Below are 24,384 nucleotides of genomic sequence, written 5' to 3' on the forward strand. Positions count from 1 at the left end.
AACCTCGGGGCGGCCCGTCATGGTTCATTCAGGAGGAGAAGGAGGATGACGCTGCGTCGTCCCCGGGGCTGAAGCATGCGCCGCCGGTTCGTTCGAACCGGTGCGTTGACCTGCCATGCCTGTCGTGCTCATATTTTTCGTGCCCGTCTGATTCGATAGCGCACCGCGCACGATCGCGCCCGGGCGAATCAAACCGCCAGGCTGCCAACGCGAAGCCGCTCACCCTATCCGTTCGGCCGCCAAACGCACTTTCCGGATTTCCGGAAAAGAACCGCTGGCTTGCCGAACGACCCCTGCACCGAATTAATCGAACGAATTTCCTTGACGATTTCTTCTTGACAGATACTTCACATCATGACAAATCTCACATTTCTCCGATTCATCTTATATATCAACACATTCGGAGAATTATGAAGTTTGCGTTACCTCGTGCCAATTATTCGTTCGCCACCGCATTCCCAGACTCTGAGAATTTCATCATTCAATGTCACATTGAATATTGCATTCGTCAAAATGCGACAGCGGCAAGCAATCCGCGCGGAATCGTTCACCTCGAAGAACCGATTCCAGCCGCGCCGGGGCTAGTGTGCGGGCATTCGCCGGAATAAACCTTTTCCCGAGCGGACAAACCCTTTTCCCGAGCGGACGACATTTACATTCATACATTTCGGCGGGAAATCCGACTTCGACGAGAAAGAAATTCTGAGTCGGAGATCAATAAACCATTAATCAGTCAAGCTTCGAATCGGCACGTTCAATTCGCATGGAAAGACACCGACTTTCGACACACGACGTCCGAATTCATCGCCCGGGCCATTTCAATCAGATAATCGACCTACCGGAAATAAAGACCGACATTAAAAGGTAATTCGGCATGTTTTTCCACTTCTTTTCCTTCCGGCCGATCGCCGCTGCCGAAAAACGCGCCGCGCCCCGTCGGATATGCCCACACAGGCCGCACGGAATCCTCACAATCGGGCTGTTGCCGGCATATAATTTTTCGCAACAATCGCGCACATAGCGATGCTTTCAGCCTGTCAGGCCTACTACCCTACCCGTTTGCAACCATGTCATCCCGCTCGTCCAGTCCGGCGCCGCCTCGCTCCACGCCGGAACTCGCTGACGCACATATTCTTGTCGTCGACGATCGCCCGAACGACCTGCGGCTCCTGACCGAAATCCTGCGTGCCGCGCGGTGCCGGATCAGCGTCGCGTTCGACGGTTTGCAGGCCTATCACCGAGCGCAAGCCATCTCTCCCGACCTGATCCTGATGGACGTGCGCATGCCGCGCATGGACGGGTTCGCCGCGTGCCGGCTGCTGGCGTCGACGCCGTCGACGCAGTCCATTCCGGTGATCATCCTGACGGCCGCGGGCGATCTCGAGGACCGCATCGCGGGGCTCGAAACCGGCGCGATCGACTACATCGTCAAGCCGTTCGAACCGGCGGAAGTGATTGCACGGATCCGCAATCACCTGAAGCGCGCGCGGCGCAGCCAGCCGTTTGCGCACCTGCCCGAACTGCCCGACAAACCCGATGCGGCGCTCGTGCGCGCAGCGACCGAGGTGCTGCTGCGCGACCTGCGCCATCCGCCGGCGCTCGAGGATCTCGCCAAACAGGTCGGCACGCACGAAAAGCGCCTGTCCCGTGTGTTCCGCGACCATCTCGGCCAGACCGTGTTCGAGTATCTGCGCGACACGCGCCTGCGCGCCGCAATGCACTTTCTCGCGGAAACGTCGATGGGGATCGGCGACATCGCCGAGGAAATCGGCTTTTCCACGCCCGGCAATTTCGCGACGGCGTTCCGCGAACGCTTCGGCATCACGCCGTCCGACTGGCGGCGCCAGCGTCATGCGGTCAAGGCGCCGCCCGCGCCCGGGGAGCACCGTCACGATGCGTAGGCGATACGCGGCATGGGCAGCCGGATGTCGCGCGTTGCTGCTGCTTCTGATGGCGATGGCCGTCGCCTGCGCGACGGCCCGGGCCGCGTCGGCGCCCAACCCCGCGCAACTGGAAGCCGTGTCGGTTGTCGAGGACGCCAGCACGACGATGACCGTCGATCAGGTCGCCGCACGGCTCGCCGATCCGGTACACAGTGGATCCGCAGCTACCACGCCATCGTTCAACGTCGCGTTTTCCCGGTCGGCATGGTGGGTCCACGCAACGCTGACCAACCGCGACAACACGGCGGGCCCGCTGGTGCTGGCGATTCGCGACGCGCGCGTCGACCATGCCGACTTCTATCTCCACCAGGACGGCCGGTGGATACTCGCCAGCCGCTTCCCCGCTGCCGATGCCGACGGCGATGCAAACCGGCAGCCATCGCGGTACCCGGCACTCGACGTCACGCTGCGCGCCGGCGAAAGCATCCCCGTGCTGATCCGCGTCACGTCCCGCAAGGAAATGCGGCTCGCGCCGGCCGCGTTCACCCGCGAAGCATGGAACGCGCAGGAGTCGCGCGCCGCGATGTGGGACTTCGGCTTCTTCGGCGGGCTGCTCGCACTCGTCTGGTGCGCGCTGCTGATCGGGTTCTTTTCGCGCAGCGGCATGTTCCACGTACTGGCCGCGACGGCGCTCGGCACGACGCTGTTCGAAGCGACGTACCGCGGCTACACGGCGTTGGCTCTGTGGCCCGCCGCGCGCGAGTGGTCGGCGCGCGGCGAGGTGATCTTCGCGTACCTGGCGGTCTCGCTCTTCATCGTGTTCATTCTGTTGGTCGCGCATCGCGAGAAGGCGCGGCTTCCGGTGCGCGCCGTCTACATGACGATCCTCGGCCTCGAATGCGCGGGAATGATCGGCGCCGCCTTCGGCGACCTGCTGACCTTCACGTGGTTCTGCCTGCGCTTGAACACCGTGCTGGGGATCGTGAACATCGGCATCGCGCTGACGCTCGCGATCCGCCGGACGCCGACCGGCCGCGTGATGCTGATCGCGGTGACGCTCGCCTGCTTCAACATCCTGCTGCGCACGCTCGACGGCATGGACGCGCTGCCGCCGTTCCTGTCCTGGCTCAAGTCCGATATCCATCCGAACCCCGTCACCGCGATCATCGGGCTCGCCACGCACCTGCTGGTGCTGGCCGCATGGATCCACCACGTGGGCCGTCAGCGCACCGAGGCCAGAACGCGGCTCGAGCATTTCCAGCTCACCGAACAGGATCGCCTGCGCGACGAAGTCGCGAGACGCACGGTCGCGCTCAACGACGCGCTGCAGCAGGTGACGACGCACATGCAGCAGAAGATCGAGACGCTCGGCTATGTCAGCCACGACCTGCGCGCGCCGCTGTCCACGATCAACGGCTACGCGAAGCTGCTGCTGCAAAGCGCGACGCGCAGCCAGGCGCGGCTGATCCGGTCGATCGACCGCAGCATCCGCTACCAGCTCGCGCTGATCGACGAACTGCTGGCGTTCACGAAGGCCGAGTTGCAGCCGCTCGGCGTGTCGCCGGACACGACCGACCTGCCCGCACTGCTCGACGACATCGCGCACTACGCGGTCGCGCTGTGCGCGCAGCAGGACAACCGGTTCGTCTACCGGCCGGCCACGCCGTTGCCGCACACGGTGTCGATCGACGGGATGCGGCTGCAGCAGGTGCTGCTGAACCTGTTGTCCAACGCGTCGAAGTTCACGCGCGACGGCACGGTCACGCTGCTGGTTCACGCGTCGCGCGAAGGCGATGCGTGGCGCCTCTTGTTCGAGGTCGCCGATACGGGGATCGGGATCGACATCAGCGGAACCCGCGACATCTTCCGCGCGTACCAGCAGGTGCAGGCCGTGAACGGCGGAACCGGGCTCGGCCTGTTCATCGCGCAACGCATCGTCGGCGCGATGGGCGGCGAGCTGGCCGTCGCCAGCCGGCCGGGCGTCGGCACGTCGTTCTCGTTCCCGATCGTCGCGCCGGCAGTCGGGCACGCGCTCGTGCCGGCGTCGGAACTCGTCAGGCGGTTCCAGCCGGCGGACGATACCGAACCGGAGATCGCTGCGCCCGTGCCGCACGGCCCGTCCGACGATGCGCTCGACGAACTGATCCTGCTCGCCGGCGAGGGCCGGCTCACCGATATCGAGGAATGGCTCGGCCAGTATGCGGACGAGCCGGACCATGCGGCCTTCGTGCTGGACGTGCGCGAGCATCTCGACGCACTGGACCTGCACGCGATCGAGAAACTGGCCGGCACGCTGAAACGCGCGCGCCACGCGGATGCGTCGTTCGACGCCGAGACGGACGCGGCCGGGCAAGCCTGATCATCCTGGTCGGTCGCGCGATCGCCGCTGCATCGTCGATACCGGCGCCGCGCCCTCGTCGGGCGCCGCCACGCGAGCGACTGTAACGGATCTACTGCTCGGCCGCGGGCACCAGGATGCTGCGCGGAATCAACGCAATCAGCACGCAGCTGACCAGCAGGCAGGCGCCCAGTGCATAAGTACCGTTGTTGATGTTGCCGGTCATTTCCTTGGCGATGCCGGTGATCATCGAGCCCGTGAAGCCGGACAGGTTGCCCACCGAGTTGATCAGCGCAATGCCGGCGGCCGCGGCCGTGCCGGACAGAATCTGGCCCGGGAAGGTCCAGTAGATCGGCATCAGCGCCAGGATGCCGCAGGTGGCGATGGTCAGGAACACGATCGACAGCGCCACGTTCTGCGCGCATGCCGCGCTCATGATCAGGCCGACGCCGCCGATCAGGGCGGGAATCGCTGCATGCAGGCGGCGTTCGCCCGTCTTGCGCGAGTGCGATGCGTTCCACACCATCGCGAAGATTGCCGTCAGGTACGGAATGGCAGTAAGCAGGCCGATATGCAGCGGGCTCCGCACGCCGGACGCGCGAATGATCGACGGCAGCCAGAAGGCCAGCCCGTAGAAGCCGGTATTGAATGTGAGAAGGATGAAGGTAAGCAGCCAGACGCGCGGGCTGCGCAACGCGGCACCGACGCTGTGCGACTTGTGCGCGGCCTCGGATTCGAGGTTGCGCGACAGCACCGCCTTTTCCTGGTCGGACAGCCACTTCGCCGACTGCGGGCCGTCGCCGAGGCAAGCCAGCACGATGAACGCCACCACGATCGACGGCAAACCTTCGAGCAGCAGCATCCATTGCCAACCGCTCATGCCCGACAGGCCGTGCGTCTGCTCCATCAGCCAGCCGGAAACCACGCTGCCCAGCGTCAGGCTCAGCGGGATCGCCACCAGGAAGCCCGACATCGCCACGCTCTGGCGGCGCGCCGGAAACCAGTAGTTCATGTACAGGATGACGCCCGGGAAAAAACCGGCTTCACACAGACCCAACAGGAAGCGCAGCGTGTAGAACATGGTGGGCGTCTGCACGTGGAAGAACTGCGCGAGCGGCACGATGAAGGCCATCGACGACGACACGATGCCCCATGTGATCATGATCCGCGCGATCCAGAAGCGTGCGCCGTAGCGGTGCAGCAGCAGGTTGCTGGGCATCTCGAACAGGAAATAGCCCCAGAAGAACACGCTGGCGCCGAACGCATAGACGCTGTCGCTCAGGCTCAGGTCATCGAGCATCTGCAGCTTGGCGAAGCCCACGTTGACGCGGTCCAGGTAGGCCACGACGTAGCAGAGCAGCAGCAATGGCAGGATGCGCCGCATGACCTTGCGGTAGAGGGCGTCTTCGGACGAGTCGGCCGCGGCCGGCGCGGCAGCGGTCTGCGTGATGGTTGGCATCGGATTGTCTCCTGATTGTGTAGGTCTTCTTCGTACCGGCGAGCTCGCCGGCTCGCCGATGTTACCGATACCATCCGGTGATAAAAAAAACCGTCGACAGGACGACGGGAGCAACCGGCGCTCTGATACCGGTAACAGATCTGAAGGTAGCATGCGACGACAGGCGAATTCAAGTCCCGACGAACACGTGGTTTCCCTAGTGAAGGCGTCGATACACTGGACGCGCAGCGGGCGGCCTGGACGGTACGCCGCACCGGTATGATGTAGCCTTTCATGTTTCCCCGATCGCGATTCCGATGCCCAGTCCCACCGCCGTCCGGCCTGCCGGACCGCCCCGCATGTCCGACGTAGCGCGCCTGGCCGGCGTATCGAAGATGACCGTGTCGCGCGTGCTTGCCGGCCACAGCGTGGCAGCCGAGACGCGCGAACGGGTCTGCAAGGCCATCGACCAGCTCGGCTACGTGGCCGATGCCGCCGCGGGTGCGCTGTCGTCGGGGCGGTCGGAATTTGTCGCGGTGCTGGTGCCGTCGCTGTCGAGCTCCAACTTCTCGGACACCGTGCGCGGCCTGACCGATGCGCTCGAACCGCATGGCCTGCAACTGCTGCTCGGCGACACCGACTACGACCTCGAACGTGAAGAACGGCTGGTGCGCTCCATGCTGCGTCACCAACCGCGCTGCATCGCGCTGACGGGTGCGCAGCACACCGATGCGACGCGCAAGGTGCTGCAGCGCTCGGCCATTCCCGTGGTCGAGATGTGGGACCTCCCCACGCATCCTATCGACACCGCCGTGGGCTTCTCCAACGTGCGCGCCGCGCGTGCGATGGTGCGGCACCTTGCCGGGCAAGGTTACCGGCGCATCGGCTTTCTCGGCGGCGCCAGCGTGCTGGACCGCCGCGGCCTGGACCGGCTCAAGGGGTATCAGTCGGAGATCAAGGCACTGGGACTGGGCGAGCCGCGCGTCGTGCGGCTCGGCGAATCGCCGATCACCATGAGCCACGGCGGCCCCGCCATGGCAGCACTGCTGGAGATGTGGCCGGACACCGACGCGGTGATGTGCGTGAGCGACATGTCGGCGTTCGGCGCGATCATGGAATGCCACCGGCGCGGACTGTCCGTGCCGGCAGACATGGCCGTGGCCGGCTTCGGGAACTTCGAAGTGGCGACATGCTGCCACCCGACCATCACCACGGTGTCGGTCGACGCCTACGGCATCGGCCTGCGCACGGGCGAGGCCTTGCTGGCAGCGCTGCAAGCGCGTGACGACGGCGAACGGATAGAATCGCAAAGCGTCCGCATCGACTACACGATCGTCGCGCGGGAAAGCGCCTGACGGGCTGCAGGCCAGGTTTGCCGCCCTTGATGACAATGGTCGCGCGTCGACGCGCGACTGCGTAGCGGCTCGCGCCCTCATCCGCCCCACTCGCACGCAAAATCCCCTTTCGCAACGCAAAATCCCCGTGCTAACATCCGCTCGTATGTTACCGGTAACTATCCGGTAGAAAAAACTGAACGAAGAACCATGCGGAGACAGCCCACCATGTCACACTCCCCTCGCCGCCTGCGCAGCCAGGAATGGTTCGACGACCCTGCCCATGCGGACATGACCGCGCTCTATGTCGAGCGCTTCATGAACTACGGGCTGACGCGCGAGGAGCTGCAGTCGGGCCGTCCCATCATCGGCATCGCGCAGACGGGCAGCGACCTGGCACCGTGCAACCGCCACCACATCGAACTGGCCGAGCGCACCAAGGCGGGTATCCGCGACATGGGTGGCATTCCGATGGAATTCCCCGTGCATCCGCTGGCCGAGCAGAGCCGCCGGCCCACGGCCGCGCTCGACCGAAACCTGGCCTACCTGGGGCTGGTCGAGGTGTTGCATGGCTTTCCGCTGGACGGCGTGGTCCTGACCACCGGCTGCGACAAGACCACCCCCGCCTGCCTGATGGCCGCGGCCACCGTGGACATGCCCGCCATCGTGCTGTCGGGTGGACCGATGCTCGACGGCTGGCACGAGGGCAAGCGCGTCGGTTCGGGCACGGTGATCTGGCACGCCCGCAACCTGCTGGCTGCCGGCGATATCGACTACGAAGGCTTCATGAAGCTGACCACGGCATCGTCGCCGTCGATCGGGCACTGCAACACCATGGGCACGGCGCTGTCGATGAACAGTCTGGCCGAGGCGCTGGGCATGTCGCTGCCGGGCTGCGCGAGCATTCCGGCCGCCTACCGCGAGCGCGGCCAGATGGCTTACGCCACCGGCAAGCGCGCTGTCGAGCTCGTTCGCGAAGACATGCGCCCGTCGAAGATCATGACGCGCGCGGCGTTCGAGAATGCCATCGTCGTCGCCTCCGCGCTCGGCGCGTCGACCAACTGCCCGCCGCACCTGATCGCCATTGCGCGCCACATGGGCGTGGAACTGAGCCTGGACGACTGGCAGCGCCTGGGTGAATCCGTGCCGCTGCTCGTCAACTGCATGCCGGCCGGCGAATACCTCGGGGAGAGCTTCCACCGCGCCGGCGGCGTGCCCGCGGTGCTGCGTCAACTCGATGCGGCCGGCCTGCTGCAGCGCGACTGCCTGACCGTGTCCGGTCGCGCGATCGGCGAGATCGCCGACACGGCGCAAGATGCCGACCGCGACGTGATCCGCACGCCCGAAGACCCGCTCAAGCATGGTGCCGGCTTCATGGTGCTGTCAGGCAACTTCTTCGACAGCGCCATCATGAAGATGTCGGTGGTGGGCGAAGCCTTCCGCCACACCTACCTTGCCGAGCCGGGCGCGGAAAATACCTTCGAGGCACGCGCCATCGTCTTCGATGGCCCCGAGGACTACCACGCCCGTATCGACGACCCTCGGCTGCAAATCGACGAACGCTGCATCCTGGTGATCCGCGGCTGCGGTACGGTCGGCTACCCGGGCAGTTCGGAAGTCGTCAACATGGCACCGCCCGCGCACCTGGTGAAGCGTGGCGTGACGTCGCTGCCATGCATGGGCGATGGACGCCAGAGCGGCACGTCGGCCAGCCCGTCGATCCTGAACATGTCGCCGGAAGCGGCGGTTGGCGGCGGCCTGGCCCTGCTGCGCACGAACGACCGCGTCCGCGTGGACCTGAATCGCCGCAGCGTCGACGTGCTCGTCGATGAAGACGAACTCGCGCGCCGCCGCGAGACTGCATGTTTCGCCGTGCCGCAGGCACAAACGCCCTGGCAAGAACTCTATCGCCAGTTCGTGGGCCAGTTGTCCACCGGCGGCTGCCTCGAACCGGCCACGCTGTACCTGAAGGTCATCGAGCAGCGCGGTAACCCGCGCCATTCGCACTGACCCAACCGCCCACGACTCTTGCCGAGCTGACCATGCGTACTCCTTCCGTTTCCGACTGCCTGCCGCACGACCTTGCGCAGGCCCTGCTGATCGGCCGCGTCTGGCGGCACGATGGTGCCCACGCGGGCCCGAGCGTCGTCGCCGTGCGCGGCGGCGAGATGTTCGACATCACGCACACCGTGCCGACCACCGCGGACCTGTTCGACCGTCCCGACGCAGTCGCAATCGCGGGCACCGCCCCCGGCGAATCGCTCGGCCGCGTCGAGCCCCTCCTGCAGGCGGCGCTGGACGGCACGCCCGGCGCCACTCACCTGCTCGCTCCATGCGACGTGCAGGCCATCAAGGCTTGCGGCGTCACCTTTGCGGTCAGCCTGATCGAACGCGTCATCGAAGAACAGGCCGGCGGCGATCCCGCCAAAGCGAGGGACGTGCGCGAAACCATCGCCGCGACCATCGGCACCGACCTGTCGAGGATCGTTCCCGGTTCTGAAGCCTCCATGCGCCTGAAGGCGGAACTCGAGCGCCGCGGCGCGTGGTCGCAATACATGGAAGTCGGCATCGGCCCGGATGCCGAGGTGTTCTCCAAGTCGCAGCCGATGTCGGCAGTGGGCTTCGGCGCGGACGTGGGTCTGCTGCCGGTGTCGGTGTGGAACAACCCGGAACCGGAGATCGTGCTGGCGGTCAGCTGCGACGGCAGGCCGGTAGGCGCCACACTCGGCAATGACGTGAACTTGCGCGACATCGAAGGCCGCTCGGCGCTGCTCCTCGGCAAATGCAAGGACAACAACGGCTCGTGCGCGATCGGCCCGTTCGTGCGGCTATTCGACGACCGCTTCACGCTGGACAGCGTGCGGCAGGCCAGCGTGTCGCTGCGCGTCGAAGGCGCGGATGACGGCTTCGTCCTCGACGGCATCAGCCACATGCGCGAGATCAGCCGCGACCCGGCCGACCTCGTCGCGCAGACCTGCGGCGCGCATCACCAGTATCCCGACGGTTTCATGCTGTTCCTGGGCACGATGTTCTCGCCGATCCAGGATCGCGACGCACCCGGCGGCGGATTCACTCACCACCTGGGCGACCGCGTCACCATCTCCACGCCCATGCTCGGCGCACTCGTCAACACCGTGCGGCTTTCCACCGAGATCTCGCCATGGACCTTCGGCGTGCGTGCCCTGTACGCCAACCTGGCCGCACGCGGCCTGCTCGATGCGTGAGGCCATTCGTGGACGATCCGGTCGACCTCGGAACGATCGGGACGTGGGCTCGGCGTGTCGGAATACTGGTCGCCCAAAGTCGTTGCTCAGGTCAACGATCAATACGTGAAGGTTGCAAAAGTACGCGGACAGCTCGTCTGGCACGACCATGCGCACGAAGACGAATTGTTCTTCGTCGTGCGCGGGCACCTCAGGATCGAATATGAAGGCGGCCGTGTCGTCGATCTGCCTGCGGGTTCGATGCACGTCGTGCCGAAAGGCACGCTGCACAATCCGGTCGCTGATGACGAATGCTGGATCGTGCTGATCGAACCCGTGCAGACGAAGCATACCGGCGACGTCGAATCACCGCTGACACGGACGATCGACGAGCAGTTGGGTGGGTCGCGCTGAATTCACCCCTCGGCTTTGACCGATCCCTCCCACGCCGCCATGTCGTTGCCGAACCGGTGCCGAAGCCCCGATACCGCGAAACGTCAGGCCGAAGCCGCCGGGCTGCCCGCCCCCTGCTCGCGCGCCGGTGACCCGCACCGCCCCGACGCCGGCGCCGGCACGCCGTTCGGCCGCGCCGCATTCGGCCGGTCGACGTAATCGCGCGGCGTGCGCCCGAGCACCCTCCTGAAATGACGGCACAGATGGCTCTGGTCGAAGAACCCGACCTCGGTCGCGACGACCGACGGCGGCAGCCCCGCGCGCAGCAGGTCCTGTGCGCGCCGCACCCGCACGAGGCACAGATAGCGATGCGGCGACACGCCCAGCTCGTTGCGAAAGCGCGCGGCAAAACGCGACACGCTCAGCCCGGCCGCCGCCGCGAGCGCCTCGATGCTCAACGGCTGCGCGTACGCAGTCTCGATGATGCGCAGCGCGCCGTCGACGGCGCTCGACGCGGGTTGCGCAACGCCGAACGGGCGGATCGCCGCGGATTCGCCTGCCGGATGAAACACGTTTCCCATGCGCGGCTCCGTCAGGTTGTCGCGTGCGCCGCGTCGGCCGGCAGTACGAAGCGCCCGATCGCGAACGGCTCGATCGGCGTGCTCGTCGCGCCCGTATCGATCAGCTCGGCCATCGTGTCGCCGACGCCCGGGCCGAGCTGGAAGCCGTGCCCGCAGAAGCCGAACGCGTAATACAGCCCGTCGACCCTTGCGCTGCGTCCCATGATCGGCCGGTCGTCCGGCATGTAGCCCTCGACGCCGCTCCATACGCGAATGATGTTCAGCCGCGTCAGCGCCGGTGCGACGCGCGCGAGCTGCGTGAACTGCAGCAGCGTGCTCTCGGGCAGCACCTTCGCGCGCCGTTCGTCGAGATAGGCCGGCGCGCGCGCGCAGCCGCCGATCACGACGTTGCCGCGCTCGACCTGCCGGAAGTACACGACTTCCTCGATATGCGGCGACGACACGCCGACGGCCGGCAGGATCGAATACGGCACCGGTTCCGTCACGCACATCTGCGGCCCGTTGACCGCGATCGGCACCGGCTCGCCGAACTGCGTGCTGAGCTGGTTGCCCCACGCGCCGGCCGTCACGAGCAGGTTCGGCGCGCAGAACACGCGGCCGTCGTCGCTCGTCGCGCGGAACGTGTCGCCGTCCTTCTCGACGGTCGCGATCGCGGTGTTCTCCTCGATCCGCGCACCCGCGCGTGCCGCCGCGCGGCCGAACGCCGGCGCGGCGAGGCGCGGGTTCGCGTGACCGTCCAGCGCCGAATGGGATGCGCTCAGCACCTCGGGGCCCAAAAACGGAAACTTCGCGCGCATCGCCGCGCCGCGATACAGGTCGAGCTTCAGCCCGTATTGCGCGGCGTCGCGCGCATAGGCGTCGAACATGTCGTCCTGCTCCTGCCGGTAGCACACGCGAACGTGCCCGGTCTGCAGGAATTCGGCGCTGTGCCCGATCAGCTCGGGCATTCGGCACCAGATCTCGCGGGAACGGTTCGCGAGCGGCAATTGCGGCAGGTAACGGCCCTGGCGCCGCACGTTACCGAAATTGACGCCGCTCGCCTGCTGCCCGATCAGCCCGCGTTCGAGCAGGATCACCGAGCGGCCGCGCCGGCGCAGGAAAAACGCGGCAGCGGCGCCCATGAAGCCGCCGCCCACGATCACGACATCCGCATCGGCCCGCATCATTCATCCCCCTTCATCGTCACGGCTTCGTCGCGCGGCGCGGGCGGCTCGCCCGCCGCACGCAGCGCGACCGGCAGCGGCTTCACGGGCGCCTGCCCGCGCAGGCGGCCGACCGCATCGAGCGGCACGCCGGCCGCGGCGGCGATCACCTCGGCCCCCGCGTGGCCGCAGTAGCGGCCCTGGCAGCGCCCCATCCCGACGCGGCTGAACGCCTTCGCGCGATTCGCCTCGCACGCGCCTTCGTCGCGGATCACGCGGCGCAGCTCGCCGACGCTCACGCCCTCGCAGCGGCACAGGATCGTGTCGTCGGACAGCGTCGCGGCCTGTTGCGCGGGCCACGGAAACGCCTGCGCGAGCCCCGCGCGGAAACGGTCCATCTTCGTGCGTTCGCGCTGCAGCGCGGCGACCGCGCGCGCGTCGACCGGCCGGCCGAGATCCTTCAGCAGCGCGAGCGCCGCGAGGCGGCCCGCCGCTTCCGCACCGTCCGCGCCGAGCACGCGCGCGCCGTCGCCGGCCAGATAGACGCCCGCGACCGAGCTGCGCCCCATGTCGTCGAGCTGCGGCAGCCATTGCCGCGTGTCGCCGTCGAAGCGGAACGCGCAGCCGGCCAGATCCGCGAGCTGCGTCTCGGCGCGCAGGTGGTAGCCCAGTGCGACCGCGTCGCAGTCGATGACCGCGGCGGTGCCGGCGGCGGTGCGAAAACTGACGGCCGACACGCCCTGCGCGGGATCGCCGTGAATCTCGAGCGGCTCGATCCCGTGCTCGATGCGCACGCCGGCGCGCTTCAGCGCACGCGTGAGCGCGATGCCCTTCGCGAGCACGTCGGGCCGCGCGAGCAGTTTCGGCAGCGCGCGCAGCCGGTTCGCGGCTGGCGACGTGTCGAGCACCGCCGCGACCTTCGCGCCGGCCTGCACGTACTGGTTCGCGACGAGGTACAGCAGCGGGCCCGAACCCATGAACACGACGTTCGCGCCGATCGCGCACGCCTGCGCCTTCAGCGCGATCTGCGACGCACCGAGGCTGTAGGTGCCCGCGTACTGCCAGCCCTTGACGGGCATCAGCCGGTCGGTGGCGCCCGGGCACAGCACCAGCGCATCGTACGGGCGGCGCACCGACATGCCATCGTGGGCGGTGTAGAGTGCGCCTCCGGACAGGTTCCAGGCCAGCGTGTCGGGCGCGTAGTCCAGCGACGCGCGCAGGCGCTCGAACGTGTCGTGCAGGTCTTTCGCGCGCACGGCCTCGGTGCCGTACAGCTTGTCGTACGGGCGCGAGAACGTATCGGGCTGACGCCGGTAGATCTGGCCGCCGTCGCGCCGGCCTTCGTCGATCACGAGCGGCCGCACGCCGGCTTCCACCAGCGTCTGCGCGCAGCGCACGCCGGCCGGCCCGGCGCCGACGACGATTACGCGTGGTTCGACCATTGCGCCTCCGGTTGGCGGGTGACGATGTCGAGGCCCGGCTGCACGACGGTCGTGCACGCCCGCAGGCGCTCGCCGTCGGCCGTCCAGACCCAGCAGTCCTGGCACGCGCCCATCAGGCAGAAACCGGCCCGCGCCTCGGGGCCGAACTCGGACTGCCGCACGTGGCCGGCCTGCGTCAGCATCGCGACGAGCAGCGTATCGCCCTCGAGCCCGTTCACCGTGCGGCCGTCGACGCTGAACGTTACCGGACGGCGCCCGGTTTCGGCGAGACGAACGAATCGCCCTGTCATATCCAACCCTCCTGTCGCGCGAGCGGGCCGCCCACCGGCCGGCTCGTCGCGCGTCTTCTCATCGTTTTCAACGTTCAGTGCAGGATGTCCTGCAGCCGGTAATACGCGCCGACGAACGGCAGGAACCACGCGTGCCCGAAATGCCCCGGTATCGCCGGCCAGTCGAGCTCGCGCCACGGATTCGACGCGGCCGCGCCATACATCACGTCGGCCATCACGCGGCCCATGTGCACCGACATCTGCACGCCGTGGCCGCTGTAGCCCATCGAGTAATAGACACCGTCGTGCTGGCCGGCACGCGGCAGGCGGTCGGCGGTGATGTCGACGAGCCCGCCCCAGCAATAGTCGAGCCGCACGTCCGCGAGCGCGGGGAAATACTCGGCCATGCCGGCGCGCAGGACGTCGCCGCTTTTCGCATCGGAGCGCGGGCTCGACATCGCGAAGCGCGCGCGCCCGCCGAACAGCAGCCGGTTGTCGGGCGTCACGCGGAAGTAGTTGCCGATCTGGCGTGAAGTAACGTACGCGCGGCGGTGCGGAAGCAGCCGGTTCAGTTGTTCGTCGGGCAGCGGTTCGGTGACGACGATGAAACTGCCGACCGGCGCGATGCGCCGCCGGAACCACGCGAACGGCCCCTGCTGCGATGCGCCGGTCGCGACCAGCACGCGATCGGCCACGATCGTGCCGCGCGTGCAGGTGATCGCGTGGCGCTCGCCATCGAGCCGCTCGAGCTGCGTGACGGCCGCATGCTCGTAGATGCGCGCGCCGGCCCGCACGGCCGCTTGCGCGAGCCCGACGCCGAACTTGCCCATGTGCATCTGCGCGCCGTTGCGCTGCAGCAGGCCGCCGTGGAAGCCGTCGGAGCCGACCTCATCGCGAATCCGCGACGGCTCGATCAGTTCGATGTCCGGATCGACGTCGCGCCGCAATGCGTCGAAGGTCTTCGCGAGCCCCGCGAAATGCTGCGGCTTCGCGGCGAGCTTCAGCTTGCCGGCGCGCCGGAAATCGCAGTCGATCGCGTGTTCGGCGACGATCGTTTCGACGGTTCGCACCGCGCTCTCGTACGCGCGATAGAACTGCTTCGCCTGCTCGGCGCCGATCCGCGCGGCGAGCGACGCGTAGTCCTGCGCAACGCCGGTGTTGCATTGCCCGCCGTTGCGGCCCGATGCCTCTGCGGCAACCTGTGCGGCTTCCAGCACCACGACCGACACGCCGCGCTGCGCGAGCGCCAGCGCCGCCGACAACCCGGTAAAGCCGCCGCCGATCACGACCACGTCGGCACGCCCTTCAACGGGCCCTTCGCTACCGCCGCGAAAATCGGGACGGGTATCCAGCCAGTACGATTCGAGTTTCATCGGATCCTTCGTGAGCATTCGGGCGCCGCGAACGACGTGCATGCGGCGCATCGGCCCGCCTGTCGCCGCAGGTTCGCGATCGGGCGACGGCCGCCCGGTGAATACCATTTAATCATCGTCAAAAAGCGTAGTTGCCGCGTATTGGCGCGCGGCGCGCGCATCATCCGCTGTTTTGCGCGGCCGCGGCAGCACACCATGCGCAAGCCGCGCGCGGCAGCCCGCGCACACCGGCTGAACGCCGGCCGATCCGGTCATGGAACGCGCCGGCGTCATTCGTCACGCCTCCACCGACATGTCGATCAGGACGCTCTTGAAGCGCAGGTTCGCCTCGAAGGCATGGCGGCCGAGATCCTTGCCGATGCCCGACTGTTTGTAGCCGCCGGTCGGGATCACGAAATCCGACGTGCGGCCATAGCGGTTGTTCCAGACGGTACCGGCCTCGAGGCCGCGCATCACCCGCAGTGCGCGGCGAGCGCGACGGGTTTCGTGCCCGACTGCACGCATGCCGCCATGGTCGCCGCGGCGTTGTCAAGTTGAAGTGTCGGAGGCGCAAGCGTGCCGGGGGATTGGTCGTTACCCGGAAAGCGGACTGAGTCCGGATGACATGGGTCGGTTCACGCCCTGCTGTGCGGCGAATCGTCGGAGGATTTCCAGCGCACGAGAAACGCGCCCGGCGCACGGCATTTCGTCGCGGGCAAGACATTGACGTGACAACGCCGTTTTGACATCGATCACGATTTTCATGCCGCCGACTGTTCCGACGACGCTCACCATGACACGCATTGCACTGAAATCAAGGCCGCCTTTACGAAACGCCGGCTTCCATGTTTTCCGGCTGGCCCCAGGGCGCGATTACGGTTCTGATGGACGCGAACGGCTGCCGCCGGGTGCGCAGCCGTGGCCTACAACATCGCTTGACTGATTAGCCCGTACAGCCCGCATGCCGGATCGAGCGCACCGCCGTGTGCTGCCGCGAGCGGGTTGCGAACCATCTTCGAGCAGGTGTCCACCCGCGTCAATCCCTGAGCGCCGAGCCAGTCCGGCAAACTCGTTCCCGAAGGTACGTCGATGCGAACGAATTCGTTCTCCAATCCGCTCATCCAATAGCCGATCAGGGCCCTTGCATGCGCGTCGTCGGTCGAACGCCGTGCGACCACCGGGCCGATCAGGTAACCGCGACCGAAGTGGCGCAGCACCGAAAATCCGACGATTTCGCCGTCGCGCTCGAGCACGACGCTTTTCCCGCGCTTCGACAATGCCGACAAAAGCGCATCGCGCTCGAGGCCGGAAGCGCGCGTGTCCAGTTCGACGAGGCAACGCAAATCGGCAGGCGTCCCGGCCCGCAGTCTCTCGCCATCGAGCAGTGCAACCGCGGCAGGCCGACTCACGTTCCCTTGATACTGGTCCAGCGATCCGCACACGTTGAAACCGAGCCTCTCGTAGAGTGGCAGGCCGGCCGGCGTCGCATGCAGGAACGTGATGCGCGGCCCCAGTTCTTCGAGGAGCGCCTCCATCAGCTCGCGGCCGATACCTCTGCCCTGGTGCGCGGACGACACGATGACGTGCCCGATGGAAGCGCGGTCCGAGCCGAACTTCCAGCACATCGCCGTACCAATGACCACACCGCGTTCCTCGGCCACGAACGCGATCGACGTGTCGGCGGAAAACTGCCAGTCTTCCAGTCTGAAGGGCCAGCGAAGCGCCATGGACAGCGCGTGGGCCGCGGGTATATCGGCCGCGGTGAACCTTCGATAGCGAAGCTCCGTCGTCGAGCGGGAATCGTTCATCACGTGTTCCTGTTTCATCAAGCAATCCTTCCAGATGGCGCCGTTCCGCAACCGGGTGCGCGCGACGAATCGATCCCGGTCACGATGGATCGAACCGCCGCGTCAAACGGTCCCGAAGTAATGCTGCGCCAAGGCGACCCAATACCGGACGCCGGCCGGAATGATGTCGTCGTTGAAATCGTATTTCGGGTGATGCAGAGCCGGCGCGGCCGTTCCGGCCGGCGCATTGCCGATCAGCACATAAGCGCCGGGCCGCTCCTCCAGCATGAAGCCGAAGTCTTCGGACGTCATGTTCGGCGGCACGTCGCGGTAAAGACGTTCGTCGCCGAACGTCTCGCGAATGACCGTTTCGCAGAGCGCAGTCTCGGCCGGCGTGTTGACCGTCGCGGGGTAGTACTGAAAAAACTCGACCTCGACTTGCGCGCCATAGGCACGGGCCAGCCCCTCGCACATGAGCTGGACGTCGCGCTGCAGCTTCTGCTGCAATGCCGACGATAGCGTGCGAATCGTCCCGCGCAACTCGGCGCTGTCCGGAATGACATTGTCCGTCGTTCCCGCATGGAACATGCAGACGGAAATGACGGCGGGATCCACGGGATCCTTGTGCCGCGCAGCGATGGTCTGACACTGCAGCACCACCGAACACGCGAGGGGGACGGGGTCGACGCCCAGATGCGGCTGCGCCGCATGCGCGCCCTTGCCCGTTACCGTAATCCTGAACCGGGAGCCCGCGGCCATGATCGGGCCGGTACGCAACCCGAAATGCCCGGCGGGCAAACCGGGCCAGTTATGCATGCCGAATACCGCATCCGTCGGACATTGCTCGAACAGCCCGTCGTCGATCATCTTCCGCGCGCCCGCGCCCCCCTCTTCTCCGGGCTGGAACACGAAATGAACCGTGCCCGGCAACTGCCGTAGTTCCTTCAGGATTCGCGCGGCCCCCAGCAACATGACGGTATGCCCGTCATGCCCGCACGCGTGCATGACCCCGTGGGCGCACGATGCGTGCGCAAAGTCATTGGCTTCCTGGATCGGCAACGCATCCAGATCGGCACGGAGCACGATGCCGCGGCCCGGATTCGCACCGGGCAGGCTCGCGACGACTCCCGTGCCTCCGATCCCACGTGAAACCGCGTAGCCAAGATCTTCAAGCTCACGGGCGACGACGTCGGCCGTCCGGTGCTCTTCGAATCGCAACTCGGGATGCGCATGCAGATCGCGGCGCAATGTCGCCCAGTGCGCGTGATGCGTTTTCAGCGACGCCTCGGGGATGACGGGGGTTTCCAATCTCGGCACCTTTACCAAGCAAACGGATTCAAATCTGTACTGCCGTCGCATCGCGTGCAGCAGCTGCTTCAATCATGGAAACCCAGGATCGACTTGATCTCCATGTACTCTTCCATCCCTTCGATCCCGTACTCGCGACCGTTCCCCGACTGCTTGTACCCGCCAAACGGAGCCTGCGGGTCCCATGCCGGGTAGTTCAGATGCACCTGACCCGACCGGATGCGCGCAGCCACCGCGCGCACGCGTTCCTTGTCGGTGCCCTGCACATGTGCGCCAAGCCCGTAAACCGTATCGTTCGCGATAGCGATGGCTTCTTCGACGGTGTCGTAGGGAAGGATCGCGAGGACCGGACCAAAGATCTCTTGCTGCGCGATCGTCATGCCGGTGCCGACATCGGAAAAGACGGTTGGCCGCGCATAAAGGCCTCGATCGAAACCCGCGGGCCGTCCGGGCCCACCGGCGATGAGCTTCGCCCGTTCGTCGATGCCCGCGTCGATCATCTGCCCGACGCGATCGAACTGCGCGCGATTGGCCAGCGGGCCATGCGTCGTCGCTTCGGCGAACGGATCGCCGACGACCATCCGTTCCGTTGCCGCGACGACCAACTCTTCGACGCTACCCAGAAGGCTGCGCGGTACGATCAGGCGGGTCGGCGCGCTGCACGACTGGCCCATGTTCCGGAACGCTGCGGCAACGCCCGGCGCGACGGCACGCGACAGGTCCGCATCGGGCAACACGATGTTCGGCGACTTGCCTCCAAGCTCCTGCGCAACGCGCTTGACGGTCGGAGCCGCCGCTTGCGCAACCAGTACGCCCGCACGCGTCGACCCCGTGATCGAAACCATGTCGACCTCCGGGTGCGATGCGAGCGCCGCGCCCACTTCCGCTCCACTGCCGCTCACCAGGTTGAATACGCCCGCGGGCACGCCTGCATCGGCGATCACTTCCGCAAACAGCAACGCGCTGAGCGGCGACAGCTCGCTAGGTTTCAGGACCACGGTACAGCCCGCTGCGAGAGCCGGGCCGACCTTCGCCGTGATTTGATAGATCGGCCAGTTCCACGGCGTGATCAGCGCGCACACGCCGATCGGCTCGCGCACGACCGCGGTCGTCCCCCGCCGGGTCCGGAACGGGTAGCTGGCCAGATTGTCGCGCGCGACCCGGATATGTTCGGCCGCAAGCGGCACATGGGCACCGCGCGCATAGCTGATGGGCGCGCCCATTTCCATCGTGAGCGCCATGGCGAACAGTTCGGCACGCTCGAGTATCAGCGCATGAACGCGGTCGAGCAGCGCGGCGCGTTGCTGCGGCGACGTCGCGGCCCAGCGTTCGAAAGCGTCGCGCGCGGCCTGCACCGCGCGGTCGGCGTCGCGTGCGTTCCCAAGCGGAATTTCGCACAGCCTGTCTTCAGTGGAAGGGCAGACGACCGCGAACCGATCGCCGCCGTCGGGCATGACCCAGTCTCCGTCGATGAAGAATCGATCCAGTCTTCCGGCTTGCATCAGGTGATGAACAGGTGAATTCATTGCAGGGTGTCCTTGAGTCGGTACCACGCGCCCACGAACGGCAAAAACCATGCTTTGCCGAAGTGGCCGGGAATAGCGGGCCAGTCGAAGCTGTTCCACGGGTTGAGATCGGCTCGCCCGTCCATGATCTCTGCCATCAGCGTGCCCATCAGCGTGGCCATGTGCGTGCCGTGGCCGCTATAGCCCATCGAGTAATAAACACCTCGTCGCTGGCCCGCGCGCGGCAGGCGGTTGGCCGTCATGTCGACCATGCCGCCCCAGCAGTAGTCGATGCGCACGCTGGCCAGTTCCGGGAACACGGCGGCCATCTGCTGTCGCAGGATCAGCCCGCTCTTTTCGTCTGAACGGGGGTTGGACGTCGCAAAACGCGCACGCCCGCCAAACAGCATCCGGTTGTCGGGCGTGACGCGAAAGAAGTTGACGAAGTTCTTCGTGTCGGTGGCCATCCGGCGAGTCGGCAGCAACCGGTCCAGAAGTTCGCGCGGCAAAGGCTCGGTGACGATGATGAAAGCGCCGACCGGCACGATCCTGCGTCGGATCCAGCCGAACGGCCCCACCTGCGAAATGCCGCTCGCCAGAAGAATCTGGCGCGTACGGATCTCACCGAGCGGCGTTCGCAACGCGTATGCGCCACCCGGCTCCCTCTTTAACCCGAGTACCGGCGCACGCTCCAGGATGTGCGCACCGCGCGCTTGCGCGGCGTTCGCAAGGCCGCGCACATAGCGGCCGACGTGCATCCCGGCACTCTTCTCGAAGATCAACCCGCCGTGATAGCGGTTCGAGCCGATCTCGTCGCGCAGTTCCGCCTTCGTCACCACGCGCGTGTCGGGATCCACGCTCCCGGCGAGCAGCGCCTGACTTCGTACCAGCTTGTCGTAGTGCTCCGGCTTCGCCGCGAGCTTGAGCTTTCCGCAGCGCACGAAATCGCAGTCGATCGACTCCTCCCGGACCAGCCGCTCGACCGTGTCGACACCCGCGTCGAACGCAAGATACAACCGGTTGGCCAGTTCCGTGCCGATGCGCTGCGACAGTGAAGCGTAATCCTGCGCGAAGCCGTTGTTGCACATGCCGCCGTTGCGTCCCGACGCCGCCTGCCCCACGGTGCCGGCTTCGCAGACGACGACGCGGGCGCCTTTTTTCGACAGCGCCAGTGCCGCCGCCGAACCCGTGATTCCGCCGCCCACCACGACCACGTCGCAACTTCCGTCAGGCAGATCCGGCGAGCTGCTCACGAATGGCTCGGACGTATCGAGCCAGTAGGAACTGAAACGCATCACACACTCCAAAGCTGGCGCACCAGGCTGGAAAGGCGGCGGGCATTCGCCGCACCGATCCGGCTGGTCGCGCACGATCCGAACCGAAGCGCATCATTCGAACGCCGCCACCGCCTTCCGCGTGACGGCCGCAAACTAAAAATCAGCGACCTTGCCCCAGGTGGATTCGCCGAATCGGCCGGGCCGATACGGTATCGGGTCCACGATCGGCCGCACACCGGTGGCGAGATCCGCGATCAAGTGACCCGCGCCCGGGCCGATGCCGAAGCCGTGCCCGGAAAAGCCCGCTGCCAGGATCAAGCCCGGCACGCCCGGCACTTCGCCGATACCCGGGACGCCGTCCGGCGTGCTGTCGACGAACCCGGCCCAAGCGTGAGTGATCGTCGCTTCACGAAGTTCGGGCAGCAGTTCGACGGCACGGCGGTACGTTTCGGTGACCGTCGGCATATCGGGCTTCGGATCGAGAATGCGCACCGCCTCCATCGGTGTCGGCGCATCGAGTCGCCACCGCTTCAGCGATTCGTGGCCGCCGCGCATGCCTTCGAGGCCTCCCGGAAGAAGGCTGCGCCAGCGCTTCGCGAACATCGGCACGAAATGCGGGGCGAATCGCAGGAACTGCGGCGTCACATCCACGCGCGCGCGGCCGCTGATGGCCAGTGCGTAGCGTCCGTCGCTCCGACGCGTAACGGACACGCCGGAGGTGTACAGCGCATCCGGCAAGCGCTGTTCGACAGGCGACACGCTCAGGATCGACTGGCGGATCGACGCCTGAGGAAAACGGATGCCGAGCTGGCGGCAGAACGACGACGCCCACGCGCCACCGGCGAGCACGGCCGTTCTGGTCTTGATCACCCCGGCTTCCGTGACGACGCCGGAAACCCGCCCGCCCTCGAGTTCGATGCCGCGGGCCGCGCAGTGCTGGTTGACGCTGCCGCCGAGCTTCATCAGTGCAGCGGCCACGGCCGGCGCGGCCTTCGCCGGGTCGGCGGTGCCGTCGCTCGGCGAAAAGACGCCGCCCTTCCAGGGTCGCCCGGTTGGCTGCCCGCGCTGGCTCGCTTGCCGGCTGTCGAGCATGTACGTCGTCACGCCCGCGGTCTTTGCGAACTCGCCCCAATGGGACCAACGCGACAACTCGGCTTCGTCATTGCTCAGATACAACAGCCCGCAACGATGAAAACCCGTGTCTTCGCCGGATTCGGCGGCAAATCGTTCCCAGAGATCGAGGCTCTTGCTTGCCATCGGCAACTCGCGCGCGTCGCGGTTTTGCTGCCGGCACCAGCCCCAGTTGCGGCTCGACTGCTCGGCTCCGATCCTGCCCTTCTCGACCAGCGCGACCGAAACCCCGCGCAGGGCCAGGTAGTAGGCGGTAAAAACGCCGATGATCCCGCCTCCGATCACGACGACGTCAGCCGCGGCCGGCAGCGTGGGCGAAGTTTGTATGTGCTGCAGTGGAGGCGACATGATCAATGTTGCTCGGTAGATACCTGGACGTCTTGCACGACGTAGAACTTCGCCACGCGATCGCTGCTTTCCCACCCGATCGATGCACCCTGCGGGACGAAAAGCGCGTCGCCGGCGCCGACCGACAGCACGCTGCCATCAGGCGCGGCGAACCGTACGCTGCCGGCCAGCAGCTGCATGAACTCGTTCACCCGATGCGGGCGAACGATCCGATGGTACGGCGTCGAATCCCACGTACCCGCGCAGTAACCTGCGCCGTCGTCGGTGAAGACGTTGTCACTGCGGCATTGCGGAGCGGGACCGAGCAGCACGTCGGCAGGCAGCGATGCAGACGGCTTGAAGTCGGCATCGGCGCGCAGCGCAAAGAGGCCGCGTTTCGTCGGATTCCTGCAAGCCGCCGCGCAGAACATGAAAAGCACCGGCGATGCTGCACTGACGCGGACCGTCGTGCCGCTGCCGATGACCGCCCCCGCTTGCGGGCCGAGCACCAACGGCGCCGCTCCGGGCACTTCGAGCGTAAGCTCTCCTTCCACGACGACGATGGTTTCAATGTGCGGAAAGCTCGGCACGTCGAGCTCGCCCACGAAGCCGATACGGCCCGCGGCCATCGAGCCGCGGCCTTCCCATGCGATCTCCCGATGTCGCCCGAACGGGTCGTTCTCGCCGAATGACTCCCTGCGGAAGACGGTTGACAAAGGCGTGCCGTCGGCACGGTGCAACACGAATGCTACGGTCATTTCTGCTCCTGCGCATTGCGCGACGATCTTGTTGAGATGCCCTGGGGCGGTACCGGAAATCGTTGTTCTCGCGACTTCGTTTCCGGAAACCGTCAGGAGTATTGATCTGTTGGATAAAGCGTATTCGTTGCGAAATAATTCAATCGCGCGGCTGGTGGTTCTTGCCTGCAATTATGCGTCTCGGACCTTCCCGACTGGTTAACATCCAGAAAATCGATCGTTAAACACGGTTTAATGACCAAGCCACAGGCCGGCAGGCGGCTTCACCGAGCAGCCAGGGCCGGTCGCAGCCGCGCGCGCTCCGCTTTCGCCTACACGGCGTGACAGGACACGTCGCGGCGTTCATCGTGCGTGCGCACCGACGACGTTCGCCCCTGCGCCCCGCCCGACCGCGCGCTCACGTAATCGCGCGGCGTAATCCCGAGCACCCGCCGGAAATGCCGGCACAGATGGCTCTGGTCGAAGAAACCGACCTCGGTCGCCACGACCGACGGCGCCACGCCGCCGCGCAGCAAGTCCTGCGCACGCCGGACACGCACCAGACACAGATACCGATGCGGCGACAGCCCGATTTCGCTGCGAAAACGCGCGGTGAAACGCGACACGCTCAACCCGGCCACCGCCGCGAGCGTATCGAGATTCAGCGGCTGCGCGAACGATGCATCGATCGTGCGCAGCACGTCGCCGATGGCCGGCGATACGGACCGCCCGACGCCAGCAGCGCGGAGCGCCGCACTTTCGACCGAATCGTGGAACAGAGCGACCATGTTCGCCATCCTCATGCGGCCGCCTGCGCGGCCGTTACCGGCGCGACGAAGCGCGCGATCGCGAACGACTCGATCGGCGTGCCGGTCGCGCCGGTGTCGATCAGTTCAATCACCGTCAAGAAGCGCAGTTGCAGCGTATTCGCGCACGG

20 protein-coding genes and 1 pseudogene are annotated in these 24,384 nt (G+C 66.5%); 6 read left to right on the forward strand and 15 right to left on the reverse strand.

What is annotated here, in order from left to right; all coding sequences use genetic code 11:
* Positions 1-1,067 precede the first annotated feature (1,067 nt).
* A complete protein-coding gene (locus tag ABD05_RS33165; protein WP_047904355.1) occupies positions 1,068-1,901 on the forward strand; it encodes a response regulator transcription factor in 834 nt (277 codons plus the stop codon).
* A complete protein-coding gene (locus tag ABD05_RS33170; RefSeq protein ID WP_047904356.1) occupies positions 1,894-4,242 on the forward strand; it encodes a sensor histidine kinase in 2,349 nt (782 codons plus the stop codon). Before ABD05_RS33165 ends, ABD05_RS33170 begins: the two co-directional genes overlap by 8 nt.
* 91 nt (positions 4,243-4,333) lie before the next feature.
* Here ABD05_RS33170 and ABD05_RS33175 read toward each other — a convergent pair whose 3' ends face one another.
* Positions 4,334-5,680, reverse strand: coding sequence for an MFS transporter (locus ABD05_RS33175; RefSeq protein ID WP_047904357.1), 1,347 nt, complete (start codon positions 5,678-5,680; stop codon positions 4,334-4,336).
* A 296-nt stretch (positions 5,681-5,976) separates the two neighbouring features.
* On the opposite strand from ABD05_RS33175, the gene ABD05_RS33180 reads away from it, so the two are divergent.
* The 4 genes from ABD05_RS33180 (at position 5,977) to ABD05_RS33195 (ending at position 10,610) form a co-directional block, all read left to right on the forward strand.
* Complete coding sequence (locus tag ABD05_RS33180) at positions 5,977-7,014, forward strand: LacI family DNA-binding transcriptional regulator (protein WP_175804817.1); 1,038 nt, start codon at positions 5,977-5,979, stop codon at positions 7,012-7,014.
* Between the two features lie 207 nt (positions 7,015-7,221).
* Positions 7,222-9,003, forward strand: coding sequence for an IlvD/Edd family dehydratase (locus ABD05_RS33185; protein ID WP_047904359.1), 1,782 nt, complete (start codon positions 7,222-7,224; stop codon positions 9,001-9,003).
* Between the two features lie 32 nt (positions 9,004-9,035).
* Positions 9,036-10,217 (forward strand): fumarylacetoacetate hydrolase family protein, encoded by a 1,182-nt coding sequence (locus ABD05_RS33190; RefSeq protein ID WP_047904360.1) that lies wholly within the window; start codon positions 9,036-9,038, stop codon positions 10,215-10,217.
* 15 nt (positions 10,218-10,232) lie between these two features.
* The gene (locus ABD05_RS33195; protein ID WP_047904361.1) at positions 10,233-10,610 is read left to right on the forward strand and encodes a cupin domain-containing protein; all 378 of its coding nucleotides are present in this window, start codon (positions 10,233-10,235) and stop codon (positions 10,608-10,610) included.
* A gap of 83 nt (positions 10,611-10,693) precedes the next feature.
* Here ABD05_RS33195 and ABD05_RS33200 read toward each other — a convergent pair whose 3' ends face one another.
* From ABD05_RS33200 to ABD05_RS33260, 14 genes and pseudogenes are all read right to left on the reverse strand, one after another.
* Positions 10,694-11,170, reverse strand: coding sequence for a helix-turn-helix domain-containing protein (locus ABD05_RS33200; RefSeq protein ID WP_047904362.1), 477 nt, complete (start codon positions 11,168-11,170; stop codon positions 10,694-10,696).
* An 11-nt stretch (positions 11,171-11,181) separates the two neighbouring features.
* Positions 11,182-12,336, reverse strand: coding sequence for an NAD(P)/FAD-dependent oxidoreductase (locus ABD05_RS33205; protein ID WP_047904363.1), 1,155 nt, complete (start codon positions 12,334-12,336; stop codon positions 11,182-11,184).
* Complete coding sequence (locus tag ABD05_RS33210; RefSeq protein ID WP_047904364.1) at positions 12,333-13,754, reverse strand: FAD/NAD(P)-dependent oxidoreductase; 1,422 nt, start codon at positions 13,752-13,754, stop codon at positions 12,333-12,335. Before ABD05_RS33210 ends, ABD05_RS33205 begins: the two co-directional genes overlap by 4 nt.
* Positions 13,736-14,044, reverse strand: coding sequence for a (2Fe-2S)-binding protein (locus ABD05_RS33215; protein WP_047904365.1), 309 nt, complete (start codon positions 14,042-14,044; stop codon positions 13,736-13,738). The genes ABD05_RS33210 and ABD05_RS33215 overlap by 19 nt, the downstream gene beginning before the upstream one ends.
* A gap of 74 nt (positions 14,045-14,118) precedes the next feature.
* Complete coding sequence (locus ABD05_RS33220) at positions 14,119-15,396, reverse strand: NAD(P)/FAD-dependent oxidoreductase (protein WP_047904706.1); 1,278 nt, start codon at positions 15,394-15,396, stop codon at positions 14,119-14,121.
* Positions 15,397-15,672: 276 nt separating this feature from the next.
* A pseudogene (locus tag ABD05_RS33225) lies at positions 15,673-15,870 on the reverse strand (aldehyde dehydrogenase family protein); the annotation flags it as partial.
* 99 nt (positions 15,871-15,969) lie between these two features.
* Positions 15,970-16,170 (reverse strand): hypothetical protein, encoded by a 201-nt coding sequence (locus tag ABD05_RS38170; protein ID WP_148669201.1) that lies wholly within the window; start codon positions 16,168-16,170, stop codon positions 15,970-15,972.
* A 128-nt stretch (positions 16,171-16,298) separates the two neighbouring features.
* Positions 16,299-17,201, reverse strand: coding sequence for a GNAT family N-acetyltransferase (locus ABD05_RS33230; protein ID WP_047904707.1), 903 nt, complete (start codon positions 17,199-17,201; stop codon positions 16,299-16,301).
* Between the two features lie 84 nt (positions 17,202-17,285).
* Positions 17,286-18,470: a M20 aminoacylase family protein gene (locus ABD05_RS33235; protein WP_047904367.1), complete on the reverse strand. Its 1,185-nt coding sequence runs from the start codon at positions 18,468-18,470 to the stop codon at positions 17,286-17,288.
* A 68-nt stretch (positions 18,471-18,538) separates the two neighbouring features.
* Positions 18,539-19,996, reverse strand: coding sequence for an aldehyde dehydrogenase family protein (locus tag ABD05_RS33240; protein WP_047904368.1), 1,458 nt, complete (start codon positions 19,994-19,996; stop codon positions 18,539-18,541).
* A complete protein-coding gene (locus ABD05_RS33245; protein WP_047904369.1) occupies positions 19,993-21,270 on the reverse strand; it encodes an NAD(P)/FAD-dependent oxidoreductase in 1,278 nt (425 codons plus the stop codon). Before ABD05_RS33245 ends, ABD05_RS33240 begins: the two co-directional genes overlap by 4 nt.
* 135 nt (positions 21,271-21,405) lie before the next feature.
* On the reverse strand, positions 21,406-22,731 hold the full coding sequence (locus ABD05_RS33250) for an NAD(P)/FAD-dependent oxidoreductase (RefSeq protein ID WP_047904370.1): 1,326 nt from the start codon (positions 22,729-22,731) through the stop codon (positions 21,406-21,408).
* Between the two features lie 2 nt (positions 22,732-22,733).
* On the reverse strand, positions 22,734-23,468 hold the full coding sequence (locus tag ABD05_RS33255; RefSeq protein WP_047904371.1) for a cupin domain-containing protein: 735 nt from the start codon (positions 23,466-23,468) through the stop codon (positions 22,734-22,736).
* A 311-nt stretch (positions 23,469-23,779) separates the two neighbouring features.
* Positions 23,780-24,235: a helix-turn-helix domain-containing protein gene (locus ABD05_RS33260; protein ID WP_047904708.1), complete on the reverse strand. Its 456-nt coding sequence runs from the start codon at positions 24,233-24,235 to the stop codon at positions 23,780-23,782.
* Between the last annotated feature and the right edge of the window lie 149 nt (positions 24,236-24,384).

The organism is Burkholderia pyrrocinia, from assembly GCF_001028665.1.
Taxonomy (GTDB): Bacteria; Pseudomonadota; Gammaproteobacteria; order Burkholderiales; family Burkholderiaceae; genus Burkholderia; species Burkholderia pyrrocinia.

Excerpts from the sequence above, each read along its gene's own strand:
- ABD05_RS33165 (WP_047904355.1), top strand. The coding sequence starts at position 1,068 with ATGTCATCCCGCTCGTCCAGTCCGGCGCCGCCTCGCTCCACGCCGGAA.
- ABD05_RS33170 (WP_047904356.1), top strand. The coding sequence starts at position 1,894 with ATGCGTAGGCGATACGCGGCATGGGCAGCCGGATGTCGCGCGTTGCTG.
- ABD05_RS33175 (WP_047904357.1), bottom strand. The coding sequence starts at position 5,680 with ATGCCAACCATCACGCAGACCGCTGCCGCGCCGGCCGCGGCCGACTCG.
- ABD05_RS33180 (WP_175804817.1), top strand. The coding sequence starts at position 5,977 with ATGCCCAGTCCCACCGCCGTCCGGCCTGCCGGACCGCCCCGCATGTCC.
- ABD05_RS33185 (WP_047904359.1), top strand. The coding sequence starts at position 7,222 with ATGTCACACTCCCCTCGCCGCCTGCGCAGCCAGGAATGGTTCGACGAC.
- ABD05_RS33190 (WP_047904360.1), top strand. The coding sequence starts at position 9,036 with ATGCGTACTCCTTCCGTTTCCGACTGCCTGCCGCACGACCTTGCGCAG.
- ABD05_RS33200 (WP_047904362.1), bottom strand. The coding sequence starts at position 11,170 with ATGGGAAACGTGTTTCATCCGGCAGGCGAATCCGCGGCGATCCGCCCG.
- ABD05_RS33205 (WP_047904363.1), bottom strand. The coding sequence starts at position 12,336 with ATGATGCGGGCCGATGCGGATGTCGTGATCGTGGGCGGCGGCTTCATG.
- ABD05_RS33210 (WP_047904364.1), bottom strand. The coding sequence starts at position 13,754 with ATGGTCGAACCACGCGTAATCGTCGTCGGCGCCGGGCCGGCCGGCGTG.
- ABD05_RS33215 (WP_047904365.1), bottom strand. The coding sequence starts at position 14,044 with ATGACAGGGCGATTCGTTCGTCTCGCCGAAACCGGGCGCCGTCCGGTA.
- ABD05_RS33220 (WP_047904706.1), bottom strand. The coding sequence starts at position 15,396 with ATGAAACTCGAATCGTACTGGCTGGATACCCGTCCCGATTTTCGCGGC.
- ABD05_RS38170 (WP_148669201.1), bottom strand. The coding sequence starts at position 16,170 with ATGGTGAGCGTCGTCGGAACAGTCGGCGGCATGAAAATCGTGATCGAT.
- ABD05_RS33230 (WP_047904707.1), bottom strand. The coding sequence starts at position 17,201 with ATGAAACAGGAACACGTGATGAACGATTCCCGCTCGACGACGGAGCTT.
- ABD05_RS33240 (WP_047904368.1), bottom strand. The coding sequence starts at position 19,996 with ATGAATTCACCTGTTCATCACCTGATGCAAGCCGGAAGACTGGATCGA.
- ABD05_RS33245 (WP_047904369.1), bottom strand. The coding sequence starts at position 21,270 with ATGCGTTTCAGTTCCTACTGGCTCGATACGTCCGAGCCATTCGTGAGC.
- ABD05_RS33250 (WP_047904370.1), bottom strand. The coding sequence starts at position 22,731 with ATGTCGCCTCCACTGCAGCACATACAAACTTCGCCCACGCTGCCGGCC.
- ABD05_RS33255 (WP_047904371.1), bottom strand. The coding sequence starts at position 23,468 with ATGACCGTAGCATTCGTGTTGCACCGTGCCGACGGCACGCCTTTGTCA.
- ABD05_RS33260 (WP_047904708.1), bottom strand. The coding sequence starts at position 24,235 with ATGGTCGCTCTGTTCCACGATTCGGTCGAAAGTGCGGCGCTCCGCGCT.